This window comes from Paenibacillus sp. TAB_01 (assembly GCF_043945595.1).
Taxonomy (GTDB): Bacteria; Bacillota; Bacilli; order Paenibacillales; family NBRC-103111; genus Paenibacillus_S.
Window position 1 is genome coordinate 3,264,830 of record NZ_JBIFNP010000001.1, and the last position, 16,713, is coordinate 3,281,542.

Consider the following 16,713-nt stretch of genomic DNA (forward strand, 5'->3'; position numbering starts at 1 on the left):
CCGTTAGTTAAGCGTTTTTGATGCGTACAAAGGATTTGCAACTCTCACCAAATCTCCATATTCCACTTTCAACTCTTCAAATGCCTTCAATACACTCATAGGAATATCAACGTGTGCAATATAATTTTTGCCGTTATGACCATATCCCTGAGTATCATCTAATAATCTAGGAATTTCTCCCATCAATAAAGAAATATATCTTTCTATATCCCACATACCCCAAAGATCTGACGGTTCAATTACTAATTTTTCACTTTTTAATACAACTTTAACCTTATACGAAGCAAAATTTATGACTTCAACTTTTGCATCTTGGAGATATTTACGAAAACCAGCATCCATCCTACACTGCATCGTTGAGTCTTGAACAATAATAATATGGTTTAGGGATAAATTATTTTGTTTTATAACATCTAAAGCGTAAGTGATAATATTTCCACAATTCGTTGAATCACGCTCTATCAAGATATTGTCAATATTATACTTCCGTTTGATATACTCACTCATTATATCTGCTTCCATTTTTCCCGTAGTTACTATTTCGGGAAAAGCCTTATGGATTGCTCCATGTAAACTCTCTGTGGTGTGTCCTTCACCACCAACGATCATAAAATTCTTGGCAATATGGTTTGAAACGGCTTGCCCCACAACGTCACAGCCATAAGCTATGCTAGCACCAAATAATATTAGCAGATCCGCTTGTGAAATTTTATATTTTTCTTCTAAAGCATCACTTGACAAAGTGTCTATATCTCTTTTTCCTAGAAAGTCACTTAATAAATTTATATTCTCTGCAATTTTATATAAATCCATTTAATTACCTCCATAAATAAAACATAACTTTTTTTCTATTCCCAAAATCCAAGCTGCTCTCAGCTGCTTGACTAGGCTCTTTCAGAAGCTGACGTATCTTATAGCTATTATATCGTATGCAGTAGCGCACATAAATCAACGCAAGCATTTGTAATGAGTTCATCCAGCATTCAGGTTGAACTACAGCCTCTGCCTCTAATCTAACAGTAAAATAAGCCTCTTCAGAGCCTCAACTGGCTCACTCGCATTCCAAAAAAAAGCAGCCTTGAACATCAAGGCTGCCAGGCGTTTCAGACTACCGTTTATGGCTGAAGCTTGTTTAATACGACTCAAATTGGCTTATCAATGCCAGTGCCTCTTCATGGTCAGGCTCAAGCTCTAACAATTTTCGTGTATACTGCAATGCATCTTCGACCAAGTCTAATTCAAAGCAGCAAATGGCCAGGCAATAATACACGGTAGATACGACTTCATCTTGCTCTTCCTCAACCGATATTTCCAAATACCGCTTGGAGTGCTCGTACATATCCATCTCAAACAGGATCAATCCAGCGTCAAGCGCTAGATCATAACGCTGTTCCATAACGTAATACGATGACCACATGAGCTCTATGCCTCTCAGCAAATCCTGTATCTCCTCTTCGTTGGCATCTGGCAGCAATCGGGAGATCTGCTTCGTATAATGAATGAAAAACTCCGCATCATACCCGCCCAAACGCCAAAAGCTTAGCACCTGCTGCAATCCCATACTATCTCTGTTTTTATCTACCCACACCTTCATACTAAAAAATTCATCCGGGCCAAAGCGTTCTATACACCGGCGGTACGCTAATCTCATATTCGGGAAATCCATTGGCTTTCCCAAATGGAGAATGCAGCCGACATTAATATTTTTATAATGATGCGGGGGGAATAACGCCATGGCCCCTTTTTGTTCAAAGGCATGCTGAATCGCATGGTAATTCGCCGTTAAAGAAAAACTCCCATGTAAGACCAGCTCCGGCGGATCTGCGAATTTCCAGTTATCCAGCAGGTGATCTCCTTTGTCTGCCGTGATCAGTAGAAATCCCGCCTGCGATAACCGGTTCAAGCGCTCCAAACAAGTGATGCCGGCGGCAGGAAATAAAATATGCGAGTCTTCAAGCTGTTCCTGATACATGGAAATGACATCCCGGTAAGGATAAGTTTCCTGTTCGTATTCAGGCGCTCGTCGATACTCGTAATTTAAGGTGATTTGATCTAACCGTTCCGTTGGGTTAAGTGAATCATAATGTTCGGGATATTCAACATCAACATCCGCCTCATAAATTTGCCCCTCACTGACATAAAGCAGTTCCTGTGGAATACTATCGAAAAAATAGTTGGCAACAATGATTAACGGCTGTTGTAAGTCTCCTTCACTAAGGGTCGTTCCGGATACAACGAGGTTCAATTCTGTATCATGGACAGCATCGAATCGTGCAAAGTCCAGTAAGCCCTCAGTTATGAAAGATTGCAGAGCGGGATGTTCCTTCCAAGCCATAACATTGCTCATCGCCAAATCCGTCATGATATAGCGGATCTCAGGCAGCGAGATCCCCGCATAGTCTCTCAGCTGGCGCAGCTCATACAGCACATGGAAAGCAAGGCGTCCAGCTCCTGCTCCAAGCTCTACAATGAAAACGGGCTCCGATCGATCACCCTGATTCGCCCGGTCTTGAAGAAGCCCGAAGATCATCTCTGCATATGCGGTTGCGATCATCGGATTACTCGTTATATATTGCGGAACCTGGTCATTGTTCCAAGCCGTCAAGCCTTTTTCTTCATAATATTTTCGCTGGATATTCCATATAGGGGCTTCACTGAAGCGATAACGTTGTTTATTCTTACTTGTCATTAAATTGAATCCTACTCTCTGGAAGTTTTTCGATAAACTATTAAGGCTTTTTTCGTTTACATACCGTTCCCGACGTTTAACTAATAACCAATTCACAGTCTTCCTCAGTGAGTACGAGGAATTTTATCCGTTATGATCTAAAAGCATATACCGTTTGTATCCCCGGGTCAAATATAAGGCTTCGAACCTTCGCCTCTTCCCCTTGTCTATTACAAAAAAATAGCGGATGGTCTAGGGTTTATTAACCATAGTATCCGCTATTGGATATAGTTTAGCCACGGCGACCACCGCTGCTCTTTGGTTCATGCTAAAGCCACCATGCCTTCGTCGCTTTCTGCACTGTTCCAGCTGCTGAATCAGCTTAAAGCCGTCCAAGCCCGTCAGCATGATGTCCATAATGATCATCATAAGTATGAATCTTCAAACTATCAAGCGCTTCATCGCTGTCAAACGCCTGTGTGCTGGTATGTCCGACGAGCTCCAGGTTCATTGCGATAAGATCGCCGATGGATGGTTCATCTTCAACTATAAGCATGTGCGACAGGTAAGCTCCCTCCTACTATCTCCGGGCAAAAAAAAGCAGAGAGGGCTCTCTGCTTCTTCGCAATGACATGCTCGCGGCTCCATGATTGCGGCTGTAGGAAACCAGCTTACGGAACGATGACAATCCCGTTCAGCACATCCGATCCGCCAGTCGTCTCCAGCTTCATCACTTTCCACTTGTCGTCCTGTTTGCCGACCGTCACCCGCACGGTCCCCTCTCCGGCATTGCCCGTAGAGGTCTTTAATTGGAAGGCGACATCGTACGCAGCAGTTCCAGGTTCTACATCAGCCCGACTGGAGACTTGATAGCTGTCCACCCAAGGGCTGGACACGCCGGTCACCCAATTCAGTTCTTCATAGGTCTTGGCCGTCCGGCTCTGCAGCTCAGGCCCCAGCAGCGCGTACTGGACCGCGCCATTGCGGCTCTTCACAGCCTTCGCCCAAGCGTTTACGGCATCATCGGCGCTTTCAGGCGCCAGCGCGCTTTGCAGCAGCTCGATTTGCCGCTGCAGAGAAGCTTGCCCGGCTTGATCTACCGTTACCGTTTGCTCCGCTTCGTTCCACTGTACGTTAGCTCCCAATGCTTCGGAAACGGCTCGAATCGGCACCATGGTGCTGCCGTCAATAATTTGCGGCGGAACCTCAGGCTGTATTAAATGACCGTTAACCATCAGCTTGATCCCGCTCGCCGAGTAAGCGACTCCACTGAATAGAACTCCAATGATAACCGAACTCAGCAGGATCGTCGTTTTCTTTCGCATTCGGAACACCTCTCTCGATTAGAATATCGTGCGGTCAGCACATCCTTACCTAATAAACGATTCAAATCGGATAAATGTTGCAAAAACAGCCCATTTAAGCCGCCTTACAGCCAAACAAAGGAAAACGAGCCCTCGGCATCCGTACAGACGTGAGCTTCTTGCCCCTATGAAACGTCCGCAGCGAACCGCTGCCTGCGTCTAGATTCTAAATGGAACGCCCGTATATTTCTCGCTCAGCTCCCATAGCCGGCGGGCTGTCTCCGGATCGATGGCCCATGGACGGACCCCTCCGGCCTGCAGGCTGTCTGCCGGAACCGCCTCGGCAATATCCGCGTCCTCGCAGTACACGCCGCCAAAGCCGTTCAGCTGCTCGCTGACTGCACACCATACACTCGCAGCCGCGCCTTGCTCAACGGTTTTAAACCGGGTCTGCTGCTCATTGGACAATATCCGGCCCTGCTCGTCTTTTACAGGCTTGGGGCCTCGTTCCTCCTCCGTTAAATCACGGCCCAGGCTCGTGTCGGGAATCAACCCCGGATGTACGGAGAAGGCGCGGACGCCATGTGACTTCCCGCGTTTGTCCAGCTCCAGCGCAAATAAAATATTGGCGCTCTTCGACTGGGCATACGCCTTCCATTTGTCGTAATCCCGATGCTCAAAGTTAGGATCCTCCAGATCGACGCCGCCAAGCCGGTGTCCGCGGGAGGAGACAACAACCACCCTTGCATCGCCAGCCTGCTGCAGCGCCGGCCACAGTCTCGCCGTCAGCTGGAAGTGGCCCAGATGGTTCGTAGCAAACTGGGATTCATAGCCGCGGGCATCGCGTCTGAGCGGTGCAGCCATGATGCCCGCGCTTTCGATAAGCATATGCAGCGGCCGCCCTGAAGCGAGAAACCGTTCGGCAAAGGCATCGATGGAGCTTGGGTCCATTAAATCCATCCTGCCCCATTCCACGTTCGGTATACCGCTTAACGCTGCTGTTCCTTTCTCTATACTGCGCACCGGCACAATAACCGTGGCGCCGGCATTCGCCAGAACCCGCGTGGTTTCCAGACCAATCCCTGAGTAGCCTCCCGTCACTATAGCTATCTTTCCTGTCAGATCCCGCTCTCCGATAATTTCCTGTGCCGTTGAATCGGCTCCGAACCCCGAATGAATCGGCGCTTGAAGGATTTGATTATTCATCATGCTCCACACTCCTGTTCCTTCATATTTCTTATTCTTATCCGGCTGCCAGCTGCCATCGGTCGCTTCCCGCGATTCGGCAGCTGGTTCAGCTTTCGTCCGGAATAAACCCAGCTTAAACCTTAAAGTGCGCTTTAAGTCAAGCCGCTATGTCTGAAGCCATTATCCCGTTGAGAGAATTCCCCGGCAGAGAGCGGGACAGCTCCGCACGCGTTGACTTTGATAATGATAATTGTTATCATTTACGGTGTTTATAAATAACAATTTACTGCAAAGAAAGGAATCAACTATGCACCGTAGAAAAAGTACCAAGTATTTGATCCTGCTGACCAGCGTTATTTGCCTGTCCTTATGGATATCCGCCTGCGGAAACCAACCCGCACCTAATCAAGGGGGTTCCCCGTCCGATACAGCTGCCGCTCCGAATTCAGCCGATAGAAAACTGACAGACGGCATGGGAAATACCGTAACGATTCCCGCCAACCCGCAGCGCATCATCGCTTCCTACCTGGAAGATCCGTTGCTGACGCTCGGCGTCAAGCCGGTTGCCCAATGGTCCGTAGCCAACGGTTCCGGCGTTCAGGACTATTTGAAGGACAAGCTGAACGGCATTCCGACTATTCCTTCCGAGCTTCCGTTCGAAGCCGTGACCGGCTTTAATCCGGACCTGATGATCGTTGGTTCGTCCAGCTCCGCGTCGGGAGAGAAATATAACCAGTATGCGAAGATTGCGCCTACCTTTGTTCTCGGCGACGAGATCAATAACGATTGGCGGCAAGCGTTGTTGAAAATCGGCGAAGTGCTCGGTAAAACGAAGGAAGCCCAGCAGGCGCTGAACGACTATGACCTCAAGGCTAAAGACGCCAAGGAGAAGCTGCAAAAGGCCAACGGTACTCAATCGGCTGCGGCCCTCTGGGCTACTCCGAAAGCATTGTATGTGGTCAGCGAGAACTTGTCGAGCGGTGCCGTGCTGTACAAGGATCTCGGGTTTCAAGTTCCAGCGGTGGTCAAAGAAATTTCCAGCTCAGGCACAGCCAATTGGAGACCCATCTCGATGGAGCGGCTGGCCACATTGGATGCCGATCATATTTTCGTCATTCGTCAATCGGGCGAAGATCAGCTGTTAGACGATCCGGTTTGGAAAAGCATCCCTGCCGTGAAGAACGGGCATGTATACTCCTTTGACAAAACGCACAGCTGGCTGTACAGCGGTGTGATTGCCAATAGCCAAATGATCGATGATGTGCTGAAAAGCTTGATTAAATAGACAAGCAAGACTTGCATGAGGATCGAAATCGTTTAGAAGGGCCGACCGGAAGCCGGATCGGCCTTTTTCGCTGTCTCGCAGCCCCTCCCTTTATCCCAAACCGGCAGCCTCGGAATGTCCTTCAGTGTCGATCCTCTGTTTCTTCCTGCAAATTGAAATCGTATTCAGCACACGTCCGCCTTTGTTGACTCCGATTTTATAACATGTTATGTTGTCGTTAAAACGTTAACAATTTGAACGACGGTAAGGTGAATCCCATGAAGGTGACGATCAAGGACGTGGCTAAGGAGGCCGGCGTCTCCATCGGGACGGTGTCCCGGGTGCTGAACGGAAAGGATCGGGTCAGCCAGGCTACCCGGACCAGAATCAAGGAAGCCATTGAACGGCTAAACTTCAAACCTGATCAAACGGCGCGGGCAATGATCAACAAGCAGACGAAATCGATCGGGCTTGTCGTGCCTTCCCTGACCAACGAATACTGGTCCGCGTTGGCGGAGCACGTCCAGGAAGCGGCCTGGGATCAAGGCTATACGCTCCTGCTGTGTACCGCCGGCTTCACATTGGATAAGCATTTGGCCAGCATTCATTCGTTAATTGAACGCAAGGTGGACGGGATTATTGCAGGCATCCGCGTTTATGAACCGGAGGAGCGTCAGCAGCTCAGCCAGATCCGCTTCCCCGATGAGGTCAGCATGGTCTCGCTCGTTCAAGAGCTGCCGGACCGCATGTTTATCGGCGTAGATCAATTTCACAGCTCCATTCAAGCTGTCAATCATCTTCTGAAGCTTGGCCACCGCCATATCGCCTATATCGGGCCTTCCTCCGAGCGGGAGCTGGGCTACAGATCGGCTCTGCAGAATCACGGCATCATTGTAGAGGACGAGCTGATCCTGCACGGGAACGGATCGTTTCGCTCCGGCTACAGCCTCGCATTGCAGCTGCAGGAGCGCAGCGTTGCTTACACGGCGCTTTTTTGCTGGAACGACATGTCGGCGTTAGGCGCTATGCAGGCGCTGCAGTCCATCGGAGTCCGGGTTCCCGAGGATGTGGCTATTGTCGGTTATGACGATATCCCCTTCGCTCAATTGGCCAAGCCAGCGCTAACGACGGTGAACCAGCCGCTTAGAGAAATCGGGAAAGCTGCGGTTCACCATCTGCTTGAACTGATTCAAGGCACGGTTTCCCCGGAGGAAGCAGCGCGCATCCGTATTTTATTTGAAGCCAAATTGATGATCCGCGAGAGCTGCGGCGCGGTATTGCGATCTCCTTCCGGAGGATAGCCTGCTAAGGTCCGATCTCTTCTTTTTTGAGCTGATCCGTCTTCAGCTCAGACCGAAGCAGGGTGATTCTCGCCTCCACCTTCACAGGAGTCCGGGCAAAGAGCTCATTCCATTCATCCGCAACCAACGAGTACTCCTTGTAATGTCTTCTGTACATATATTCGCCGAAACCGAATATATCGACGCCGAACTTTTGCTGTACACTTTGAATCGTTCCGGCGAGCTGCTGCTGCACATAGTCGGAGGCCTGTTTTTCCAGATTCAGATATCCGGACACTTCCCCCAAATGCTCCTTCTTTTCAATACTGTAAATAAGCCCTTCACCGTCTACCGTTAATCGAATGTCAGGCTTGCCGTTATCTAACGTGACCTGCATTTTGGGGCGGACACGCAGTAAGCGTATGGCTGCAAACTTGCCCTGGTCTTCGACGGGAACGGATAGGGTGGTGCCGTGCAGCTCGTTTCTTGCCATAATCACCATACGGCTTTCATCCCGCGTCAGAAATCCGAGCAGCTTATCGCCTCGAAATACGGCCATTCCCGACAGGTTCACCAATGCCTTGGGTGCCAAAGATTTGATGCTCTCCGTATCCTCGCTTCGTTTCGGATCTCCATTTAACGTCACCGCTCCGATCATAGGCTCCCTTCCATCCACCAGAAGCGCTTGTGTCAGGTCAAACAGCTGGCTGGCCGCTATGCCTCCCCATCCCTTCTCATAGCTCCTCACTTGCTCGCGAATTTTTAAGCTGGAGTATTCGCCTCGCGGATAAAGCACCTTCAAAATATTGGATGCGGCGGTATTGTGAGAAATCAGGATCGTGACATCCTCCCTAATATACCGGGAGCGCTGAAGCGGATCCAAATATTTGCTAAGTCCTGTCCTTGCCAGCTTTTCATCGAATACGATGATGCCCACATGCGAGATCAGCATCGTCCGGTCAATCGATTGGTTCAATTGATTGACCGCCTCTGCCGTTGTGCTTCCTTCAATCGATTGAACGACGCTCGGACTGGTTCCCTTCCCGCCTTTTTGCGTCGCTTCGCTGGCATTCAACGTCTCGAGGGTAAGCTTGATCTTTCCATTATGACCGGGCTCCATGGCAATACCGGTAATCAGCGTCGTATTATTAAGCTCGATCAGATCCCAGCAGCCCGTGATCGGCCCCATGAGAGAGAGCAGCAGGAACATCAGGAGCGGTCTCTGTATACGTTTATTCATCGCTTCCTCCCTCGCTCCCTTTTCCCATAGACGGCTTACCGGGAATGGAAAAAGGCCAGCGGATGAATGCATCCTTTTGTCCGGTTTTTATAAACGGGGCGAACGGAGATAAATAGGGATAGCCGAAGGATTCCAGTCTGACCAGGTGAATCAGCAAAAAGGAAGCGCTGAGAATGACGCCGTACAGCCCAAAGATCGATGCCAGCATTATAATGCCGAATTTCAAAAGCCTTACATTCGTGCCGAACGTATACACCGGGGCTACAAAGCCCGAAATCGCGGTCAACGCGACAACGATGACCAAAATATTGGAAACGATACCGGCCTCCACCGCAGCCTGCCCCAGCACCAATGCTCCGACGATCGAAATCGCCTGTCCTACGACACGGGGCATTCTCGTTCCGGCTTCCCGAATAATTTCAAACGTGACCTCCATCAGCATGATTTCAATAACAGCGGGGAACGGAACCCCTTCTCTCTGTGCCGCAATATTCGTCAAAAGAACCGTTGGAATCAGCTCTTGATGATAGGTGCTGACCGCAACATAGAGGGATGGAATAAACAGGGAGAACAGAAACGAAACGTACCTCAACAGACGTGAGAACGTGCCGAAGGCGAACCACTGATAGTGGTCCTCGGGAGATTTAAAGAAATCGTTCATCACAGCCGGAACAGCCAGGACGAAGGGACTTCCGTCCACGATTATAGCCATCTTATTTTCCAGCAAAAGCGCACAGATGGCGTCGGGACGCTCGCTGCTGTAGACCGTAGGAAACAATGAAAATGTTCTCGGCCTCAGCATTTCCTCCAGGCTCCCTGAATCAAACAAGCCGGCCGCTTTGCTTCGGCTCAAGCGCGCCCTCGCCTTTCTGAGCACCTCGGCATCGATGCCTCCTTCGATATAGACCAGGTAAACCGAAGTTCCCGACTGGATACCGACGGTATGCTTTTCAAACCGGAGCTTGTCGTTCAGAAGACGTCTGCGGATCAAGCTCATATTGGTCTGTGCGGATTCGGTAAATCCCTCCTTCGGCCCTCTAACGACAGTTTGCGTCGAAGGCTCCTCCACTGACCGGCTGTTCAGGCTCTTTGCATCCAGAATTAACAGTGCTTCCGCATGATGAACAAAAAGCGCCGCATTGCCAACAGTAAGCCTGTTCGAAAGCTCGTCCAAGCTGTAGAGCAGTTCGCCTGTCAGGCCGCCGAAATACTGCTCTCTTAACTCTTCCACCACCTCAGCCGCCGGTTTCTCTTCCCTTTCCACACGGTAAAGCGAGATCGGCCGGATGATGTTATTCATCATAAAGTCACTGCTTGTCATAGTGCTGAGGTAACACAGCAACCCTTCGTAGGGACCGACCCGGATAGAGACGACGACCAAATCGTTCGTGTCACCGAAGACATGCTTCAGGTAGGTCCGGATTTGGTCAGCCGACCGCACCTTCCTGACGTCAGCTTCAAGCTTCATCTGATTATCGCTTGTCATGAAGAAGACCCCCCTTTCGCTTCGCACGAACCCAGAAAACGATTCCCGTGAACAATGGAATGATAAATTGGAAAGGTATATGCAACATGTAAATGACGTAATACAGCCCTTCCTTGCTGTGCTCGGCAAAGTTATGGGTAACCAGCATAGATACAGCTCCTATGAAGCAGGCGAAAGGAAGAATATAGCTGAAGCTGGCTTCGCGGAACACATACGATGCCGTCTTGGCGCTTGCATACAGAAAGACGGAGCATTTCACAAGCACGCTGAAAATCGTAATCATGGATACCAGAGCGTCCATTCGAGTGATGAAGTCACCGATTTTGATGAGCCGCGCAGCATCCAGCAAGGGAAATGCGGAGAATTTTTCGAATTCCATCCCAAGCGACCATACCTGAAGCAGGTCGGAGAGGGTCAGCACGATGCCGGCTGTTATAATTACGGCCAAGCCGAGCTTCCTGAACTGGACAGGATTGCCTAATCCCGGGCTCAGCACCAGAAAAACAATGGTTTCGCCATAAGGAAACCATAAGGTGGCGCTAAAGCATTCTTTGATTAAAGGAAGCATGCCCTTGGACAGAAAAGGAAGCGTCCGTTCCAGCGCAAGCGATCCGCTCATGGCCAGCAGCAGACCCAGCAGGATGAAGAAAAGAATGATTAGCGCCACCATCACTTCGGAAAGCCGTCCCAATGTTTTCATGCCGCCGCTTGCTGCGTAAGCGATAATCAGAATAAACAGCAGAACTACAATTTGCGGAGGGGTTTCACGCAGCAAGGTCGTCATGACTAACTCCAGCATATCTCTTACGTTTCTAGCGGCAATGTAGAGAAAATAAACGGCATAGCAAACCGCAAGCGTGCGGCCAAGCGTCTTCCCCCATGCCGATGTAAGCAGACCCAGAAAGCCATTTCGCCTTTGAAGCGAGAATAAAGCCGTGTACAACAGGAATAAGAGGATGGCAGGAAGCAGCGAAATAAGCTCAACCAGCCATACATCCGGTACCAATTTCGGTGTCCCGAAAATAATGGCGGTGCCTAATAAACAAATAAGCATCAGCGTGTAGCTCTGCATCGAGGTAAGCTTGCCGGTCATAGCTTTGTCCTCTTGCCGGTCGCCCCCGTCTTCGTACGCTGCCGTACAGATTTCCTGCCGCGGAAATCCTTTATAAGCGCTGCAAGGAAAGCCCCTGCGACAAACAAATAATTTTCCATATTGTTATTGACGCCAAAACCTAGCCGCTTCAATGCAGAGCCGAAAACCTCGTGATAGACCCTCATATCGAGAAAGGCCAGAAGCAGCAGCGTGATTAGAGTAACGCAAAGCAGCCCGATACTTGTCAATAGGAAAGCCTCTTCTCCTGTGTAATATCCATATTTTGCACGGAATAATCGGGGAATATGTAGAACCTAAAGAAGCCGCTGGATAAGCGGCTTCTTTAGGTTGCTATCGTCAGGGCAGCAGAAAGGAAACTTCATTATTATTTATATAAGTAAGCTGATCTGCTCCAAGTCCTCTGTAGGTTACTCTGGAGATGTCCCGCTTAGTGATGACATGGATAGACTGGGGATTCCAGCTTCTGCAAATCTGTATGTAACGGCAGCATAGGTTAAAGCTGAGTTCAAATAAATAGACTTTGCCGATCCGTATGCCCGGCGGCGTCCACGTGCTTTCGTCTTCCGTATCGACCATCAGAATCTTGTCGACCCCCATGGCCTCCAGCCGTTTTCTGCCGTAATTGTTATTTGTCATCGCATAATAGCGATGGCCGCGTTCCCTCAGTAAATGGATGAATTCCTTCCCTGCCCGATTCGGTGCGGATACTAAAATATATTCCGCCGTGTCAATTTGCGGTTTAACGTTCAAACAGCTCAATGCGGCTTCTCCTCCTCTTTGAGGTCGCAGGTTTAGCACACGCGATAGCCTGTCAGCATCATAAAGATGCAGTCTCTGCCGCCTGCCCTGCCCCTCTCCAAATGTACGCTTACGAGGTTAGCTGTCGGATTCGGACGCGAGAATCGCCCTACCCGGCTCGTGCCGGGATTCACCCCACCAAGGATGCTTGCCGCATCCGTTGTTATGGTTCCCCCGCTCCTGCAGCTTCCGGCAGGATTCAGCGATCGATTTCATAGGCTTCTTGGTCTTCAACTGCGACGCCGAGAAGCAGGACCGCCATCATCAGGGGTCCTGCTGTCATCCGGTGTTTAAGGGCGCGAGGCGATAAATTCAGGCCTCGGCTTTTTGCCCGAGTAAGGCGAGATCAGTTTATTATGGACACTATTGTACACGATGAACACATTGCTGCGCGGGTCCGGTGTAATGTTGCTGTTGGAGCCGTGCATCAGGTTGCAGTCAAACAGAAGGACAGAGCCGGCTTTACCTACAGGAGCTGTAATGCCTCCGTGCCGCACCAAATATTTGAGGCTTTCCTGGTCCGGTACCCCATATTCCTGACGGCGCAGCGACGACTTGTAATTCTCATCCGGCGTTTCACCGACGCAGGAAACAAACATGCGGTGAGAACCGGGTACGACCATCAGCGGGCCGTTGTTCGCATGATTATCCTCCAGAGCGATTGAGCAGCTGAGCGCCCGCATGCGTGGCATTCCGTCCTCCACATGCCAGGTTTCAAAATCCGAGTGCCAATAAAATTCTTTGCCGGTAAAGCCTTGCTTGAAATTGATTCTCGATTGATGAATGTAAGTCTCGCTGCCGAGAATTTGTCCGACGATGGCCTGGAGGCTCGGATGCGCCGCCATCTGCTTAAATACCTCATCATCCCGATGGACCGCGAAGATAGAGCGGATCTCATCGCCTCCCGGCTCTCGAATCACCTCCGGCTTCTGAAGGTGCCTGACTTTGCCGCCACAGGCGCGCCAGTTCCTGCTTCCAGAACTGAACCTGCTTCTCATCGAAGAATGATTCCAGGAACAGATAACCGTTCTCCTCGTAAAAACTCAGCTGACGTTCATCAATAACGGACTGATGGATCGAATGATTGTACACAACCGGATCTTCCCTCGCGATCAGCTTAGGCTCCGGATAGATTCTGGAAGGATAGGCATCCGCTGCCCCTGACCTGTTCAATGTAATTTGCTCCTTTTGCGCCATATGCTGCATTCCCCTCTCCCCATGGTTTGGTTTAGCCTAATGGATACGTGCCTTCGGCATCATGCACTTCCCGCCCTGTGGTGGGAGGATTAAATACGCAGATCATCCGCATTTGACTTTTTCCCCGCAACAGATGCTTCTCGTGCCCGTCCAACACGTACAGCGTTCCGGGCTGAATCGGATAAACAGTGCCGGTGGCGAGCACCTCAATTTCCCCTTCGCCTTCAATGCAGTACACAGCCTCCACATGGTGCTTATACCAGATTTCCGTCTCTGTTCCCGCTTTGATCGTCGTGTCATGCAGCGAGAAGCCAACTCCGTCATCCTTCACCAGCAGTCTTGTGCTTGCCCAGGTTTCAGTGTCTACGTCATACTCGGTGTTTAGTAAATCGTTTACATGTCTGACAATCATCGTATGCTGCCTCCTTTATCGTGAATTCAAGCCCGCTCCCAGCTCGGACGCTATTTCCTTCAAGCATTGCTCCAATATGTCAAGGCCCTTTTGAAGGCCGGCTCGATCAATCGTCAGAGGCGGCATAATTTTGGCCACCTCGCTGTCGGTACCTGAGGTTTCCATAATAAGGCCTTTGGAGAAGGCGCGTTCGCACACTTGTTCCGCCAGACCGCCGATGTCAAAAGCAATGCCCTGCATAAGCCCTCTGCCTCTGACCTGTCCCTTAAGCTGGGGATAAGACGCGGTCATGCCATGGAGACGGCGGTTCAGCATATCGCCTTTATCCGTTATTTCCTTCGTGAATTCATTGTTTTCCCAATAACGCAGCGCTTCGGCCGCCGTAATAAAGGCCAGATTGTTGCCGCGGAAGGTGCCGTTGTGCTCGCCCGGCTCCCAAATATCCAACTCGGGCCGAATCAGCGTCAAAGCCATCGGCAAGCCATACCCGCCGATCGATTTGGACAGGCATACGATGTCCGGGGTAATGCCCGATGCCTCGAAGCTGAAGAAGGTTCCCGTTCTTCCGCAGCCCATCTGCACATCGTCCACAATAAGTACGATTTCATGCTTTCTGCACAGCTTTTCCAAACGCCGCAGCCATTCCGCACGGGCCACGTTGATACCGCCTTCTCCCTGAATCGTCTCAACAATAATGGCGGCAGGCAGAGCGACGCCGCTTCCCGAATCTTGAATATAATTTTCCATATAATCGATGGTATGAATATCGTCTCCCATGTACCCGTCATACGGCATGGATACCGCGTGATGCAGGGGAACCCCCGCGCCGCTGCGCTTGAATTTATTGCCTGTTACCGATAAGGCGCCCAGCGTCATGCCGTGGAACGCATTCGTAAATCCGATGACCGTCGAACGTCCGGTCAATTTACGGGCCAGCTTCAGAGCGCTTTCAACCGAATTGGCCCCTGTCGGGCCGGGAAATTGAATTTTATACGACAGGCCTCTGGGCTTTAGAATCACTTGGTGAAACAACTCCAGAAACTGCTCCTTCGCCTCCGTAGCCATATCCAGGCTGTGAGTGACGCCGTCGTTTTGAATGTATTGCAGCAGCTTTTGCTTCAGCACCGTGTTGTTATGACCGTAATTCAGCGCACCGGCGCCTGCGAAGAAATCGATATATTCCGCTCCGGCCGCATCCCACAGCTTGTAGCCCTTGGCTTTAGTAAATACCGTCGGAAAAGACCGGCAGTAGCTGCGCACCTCCGATTCCAATGTCTCGAATACATGCAGCGACGGTTTTCCCGGGTTCATAACTTTCATTCAAGCATTCCTCCCCTTATTCCATTGTCATTGCCTATGCGTGATGGGCCCGATTCGAACCAGCGGTTCCTCCTCATGCCCTGCTCCTGGAAACAGCTGCGGTGCGAAGCCCTCCGTGATGACCTTCGCCGCCCCCATGCTCTTTGCAAATTTGTCAAACAAGCGGTGCGAGGCCGTATTGCTTCTCGAAATGGTCGTTTCGATAAAGCGGACCTGCCGGCATCGGCTGCTTTCCATCAGCTTGGTCAGCAGCTGCTCGGCAATTCCTTTTCCTCGGTGCGCGGCCGACACCGCAATTTGCCATATAAACAGCACCTCCGGATGGGACGGATGAAGGAAGGCGGTCACAAAACCCGCCTTCTCCCCTTGGATTTCTGCGATCAGGCAGGTGTCGGAGAAGTACTCGCACAGCATGATATAGCAATACGCCGAATTCACATCCAGACGGCCGCTGTCTGACGCCAGCTGCCATAAAGATGCGCCGTCCCCGGCTTTCGTTGTTCGAATAAGACAAGCGCCGGACTGTAAAGAAACCATTCTTATCCCCCCATTTGATTCGGCCGATGTCCATGCCCGGAGGCTTCCGTGTCGGTCATCGGCCGGTTTGCCTGAAGCGGCTTAGGAAAGCTTGAAGCCTCGGGCTTTGCGGATTCTCGAAGATTTGTTCCGGCGTGCCCTGCTCGATGATCGAGCCGCCGTCGGTGAACAAAATCCGGTCGGCAATCTCGCGCGCAAAGTCCATTTCGTGCGTAATGAGCAGCATAGCCATATCGCCCTGCGCTGCAAGATCCTTGATGACCGTCAGCACCTCGCCTACCAGCTCCGGATCTAACGCCGAGGTCGCTTCATCAAACAGCATCACCTTCGGCTGCATGACGACAGCTCTCGCGATCGCCACCCGCTGCTTCTGGCCTCCCGAGAGCCGGGAAGGATACTCTCCGATTTTATCGGCGAGCCCGACCTTCTCCAGCATAAGCACAGCGCGTTCTTCCGCTTCCGCACGGCCCATGCCAAGCACATGGATCAGCCCTTCGGTAACGTTGCGGAGAATCGTCATATGCGGAAACAGATTGAAGTGCTGAAATACCATCCCGATGCTGCTCCGCACTTTGTGCAGATGTTTCTCATTGGCCGGGAGCCATTGCCCCTTCACTTCCCGGTGCCACAGCAGCTCGCCGTTGACTTCGATCGTACCGCTCGTCGGCCGCTCCAGCGTCATTAGCATACGGGCAAGCGTTGTTTTCCCCGAGCCGCTGGGGCCGATCACCGCTACCTTTTCGCCGGAAAAAATGTCCAAATGAATGTCCTTCAGCACTTGGGTTGAGCCGAAGCTCTTGCTGACCGCACGGTATTTAACGATGGGCAGTCCCTTTAAGGTCAGATGCTGCTCCCTGGATTGGGGCACCGCTTCTGTCGCCTCTGCTGTTCTCATCTTGCTGTCC

At 50.9% G+C, this 16,713-nt stretch carries 18 protein-coding genes and 1 riboswitch; of the genes, 2 read left to right on the forward strand and 16 right to left on the reverse strand.

What is annotated here, in order from left to right; all coding sequences use genetic code 11:
• Nucleotides 1-3 precede the first annotated feature (3 nt).
• From ACHHV8_RS15670 to ACHHV8_RS15690, 5 genes are all read right to left on the reverse strand, one after another.
• On the reverse strand, nucleotides 4-813 hold the full coding sequence (locus ACHHV8_RS15670) for a YdcF family protein (RefSeq protein WP_395159442.1): 810 nt from the start codon (nucleotides 811-813) through the stop codon (nucleotides 4-6).
• Between the two features lie 319 nt (nucleotides 814-1,132).
• Entirely contained in the window at nucleotides 1,133-2,689 is a 1,557-nt protein-coding gene (locus ACHHV8_RS15675) for an SAM-dependent methyltransferase (RefSeq protein ID WP_395159444.1), read from the reverse strand.
• 361 nt (nucleotides 2,690-3,050) lie between these two features.
• A complete protein-coding gene (locus tag ACHHV8_RS15680; RefSeq protein ID WP_395159446.1) occupies nucleotides 3,051-3,224 on the reverse strand; it encodes a response regulator in 174 nt (57 codons plus the stop codon).
• Nucleotides 3,225-3,339: 115 nt separating this feature from the next.
• The gene (locus ACHHV8_RS15685) at nucleotides 3,340-3,993 is read right to left on the reverse strand and encodes a copper amine oxidase N-terminal domain-containing protein (protein ID WP_395159448.1); all 654 of its coding nucleotides are present in this window, start codon (nucleotides 3,991-3,993) and stop codon (nucleotides 3,340-3,342) included.
• A gap of 198 nt (nucleotides 3,994-4,191) precedes the next feature.
• Nucleotides 4,192-5,178, reverse strand: a complete 987-nt coding sequence (locus ACHHV8_RS15690) for an oxidoreductase (protein ID WP_395163525.1) — start codon at nucleotides 5,176-5,178, stop codon at nucleotides 4,192-4,194.
• Between the two features lie 289 nt (nucleotides 5,179-5,467).
• On the opposite strand from ACHHV8_RS15690, the gene ACHHV8_RS15695 reads away from it, so the two are divergent.
• Together ACHHV8_RS15695 and ACHHV8_RS15700 are read left to right on the forward strand one after the other, a co-directional pair.
• Entirely contained in the window at nucleotides 5,468-6,445 is a 978-nt protein-coding gene (locus tag ACHHV8_RS15695; RefSeq protein ID WP_395159450.1) for an ABC transporter substrate-binding protein, read from the forward strand.
• Between the two features lie 257 nt (nucleotides 6,446-6,702).
• Entirely contained in the window at nucleotides 6,703-7,725 is a 1,023-nt protein-coding gene (locus ACHHV8_RS15700) for a LacI family DNA-binding transcriptional regulator (protein WP_395159452.1), read from the forward strand.
• Between the two features lie 4 nt (nucleotides 7,726-7,729).
• Here ACHHV8_RS15700 and ACHHV8_RS15705 read toward each other — a convergent pair whose 3' ends face one another.
• From ACHHV8_RS15705 to ehuA, 11 genes are all read right to left on the reverse strand, one after another.
• On the reverse strand, nucleotides 7,730-8,944 hold the full coding sequence (locus ACHHV8_RS15705; RefSeq protein WP_395159454.1) for a Ger(x)C family spore germination protein: 1,215 nt from the start codon (nucleotides 8,942-8,944) through the stop codon (nucleotides 7,730-7,732).
• Nucleotides 8,937-10,430 carry a spore germination protein gene (locus tag ACHHV8_RS15710; protein WP_395159456.1) on the reverse strand — a complete coding sequence of 498 codons (1,494 nt, stop codon included), beginning with the start codon at nucleotides 10,428-10,430 and terminating at the stop codon, nucleotides 8,937-8,939. Before ACHHV8_RS15710 ends, ACHHV8_RS15705 begins: the two co-directional genes overlap by 8 nt.
• Entirely contained in the window at nucleotides 10,417-11,523 is a 1,107-nt protein-coding gene (locus tag ACHHV8_RS15715) for a GerAB/ArcD/ProY family transporter (protein WP_395159458.1), read from the reverse strand. The genes ACHHV8_RS15710 and ACHHV8_RS15715 overlap by 14 nt, the downstream gene beginning before the upstream one ends.
• Complete coding sequence (locus ACHHV8_RS15720) at nucleotides 11,520-11,771, reverse strand: hypothetical protein (protein WP_395159460.1); 252 nt, start codon at nucleotides 11,769-11,771, stop codon at nucleotides 11,520-11,522. Before ACHHV8_RS15720 ends, ACHHV8_RS15715 begins: the two co-directional genes overlap by 4 nt.
• Nucleotides 11,772-11,880: 109 nt before the next feature.
• On the reverse strand, nucleotides 11,881-12,303 hold the full coding sequence (locus ACHHV8_RS15725; protein WP_395159462.1) for a hypothetical protein: 423 nt from the start codon (nucleotides 12,301-12,303) through the stop codon (nucleotides 11,881-11,883).
• Nucleotides 12,304-12,394: 91 nt separating this feature from the next.
• A riboswitch (cyclic di-AMP (ydaO/yuaA leader) is annotated at nucleotides 12,395-12,557 on the reverse strand.
• A gap of 75 nt (nucleotides 12,558-12,632) precedes the next feature.
• Nucleotides 12,633-13,262, reverse strand: coding sequence for a phytanoyl-CoA dioxygenase family protein (locus tag ACHHV8_RS15730; protein WP_395159464.1), 630 nt, complete (start codon nucleotides 13,260-13,262; stop codon nucleotides 12,633-12,635).
• Nucleotides 13,237-13,539 (reverse strand): phytanoyl-CoA dioxygenase family protein, encoded by a 303-nt coding sequence (locus tag ACHHV8_RS36805; RefSeq protein WP_395159466.1) that lies wholly within the window; start codon nucleotides 13,537-13,539, stop codon nucleotides 13,237-13,239. The genes ACHHV8_RS15730 and ACHHV8_RS36805 overlap by 26 nt, the downstream gene beginning before the upstream one ends.
• Nucleotides 13,540-13,570: 31 nt before the next feature.
• Complete coding sequence (locus ACHHV8_RS15740) at nucleotides 13,571-13,951, reverse strand: ectoine synthase (RefSeq protein ID WP_395159468.1); 381 nt, start codon at nucleotides 13,949-13,951, stop codon at nucleotides 13,571-13,573.
• A gap of 15 nt (nucleotides 13,952-13,966) precedes the next feature.
• Nucleotides 13,967-15,271: a diaminobutyrate--2-oxoglutarate transaminase gene (gene ectB, locus ACHHV8_RS15745; protein ID WP_395159470.1), complete on the reverse strand. Its 1,305-nt coding sequence runs from the start codon at nucleotides 15,269-15,271 to the stop codon at nucleotides 13,967-13,969.
• 27 nt (nucleotides 15,272-15,298) lie between these two features.
• A complete protein-coding gene (gene ectA, locus ACHHV8_RS15750) occupies nucleotides 15,299-15,808 on the reverse strand; it encodes a diaminobutyrate acetyltransferase (protein WP_395159472.1) in 510 nt (169 codons plus the stop codon).
• A 55-nt stretch (nucleotides 15,809-15,863) separates the two neighbouring features.
• Complete coding sequence (ehuA, locus tag ACHHV8_RS15755; protein WP_395159474.1) at nucleotides 15,864-16,703, reverse strand: ectoine/hydroxyectoine ABC transporter ATP-binding protein EhuA; 840 nt, start codon at nucleotides 16,701-16,703, stop codon at nucleotides 15,864-15,866.
• Nucleotides 16,704-16,713: the final 10 nt, after the last annotated feature.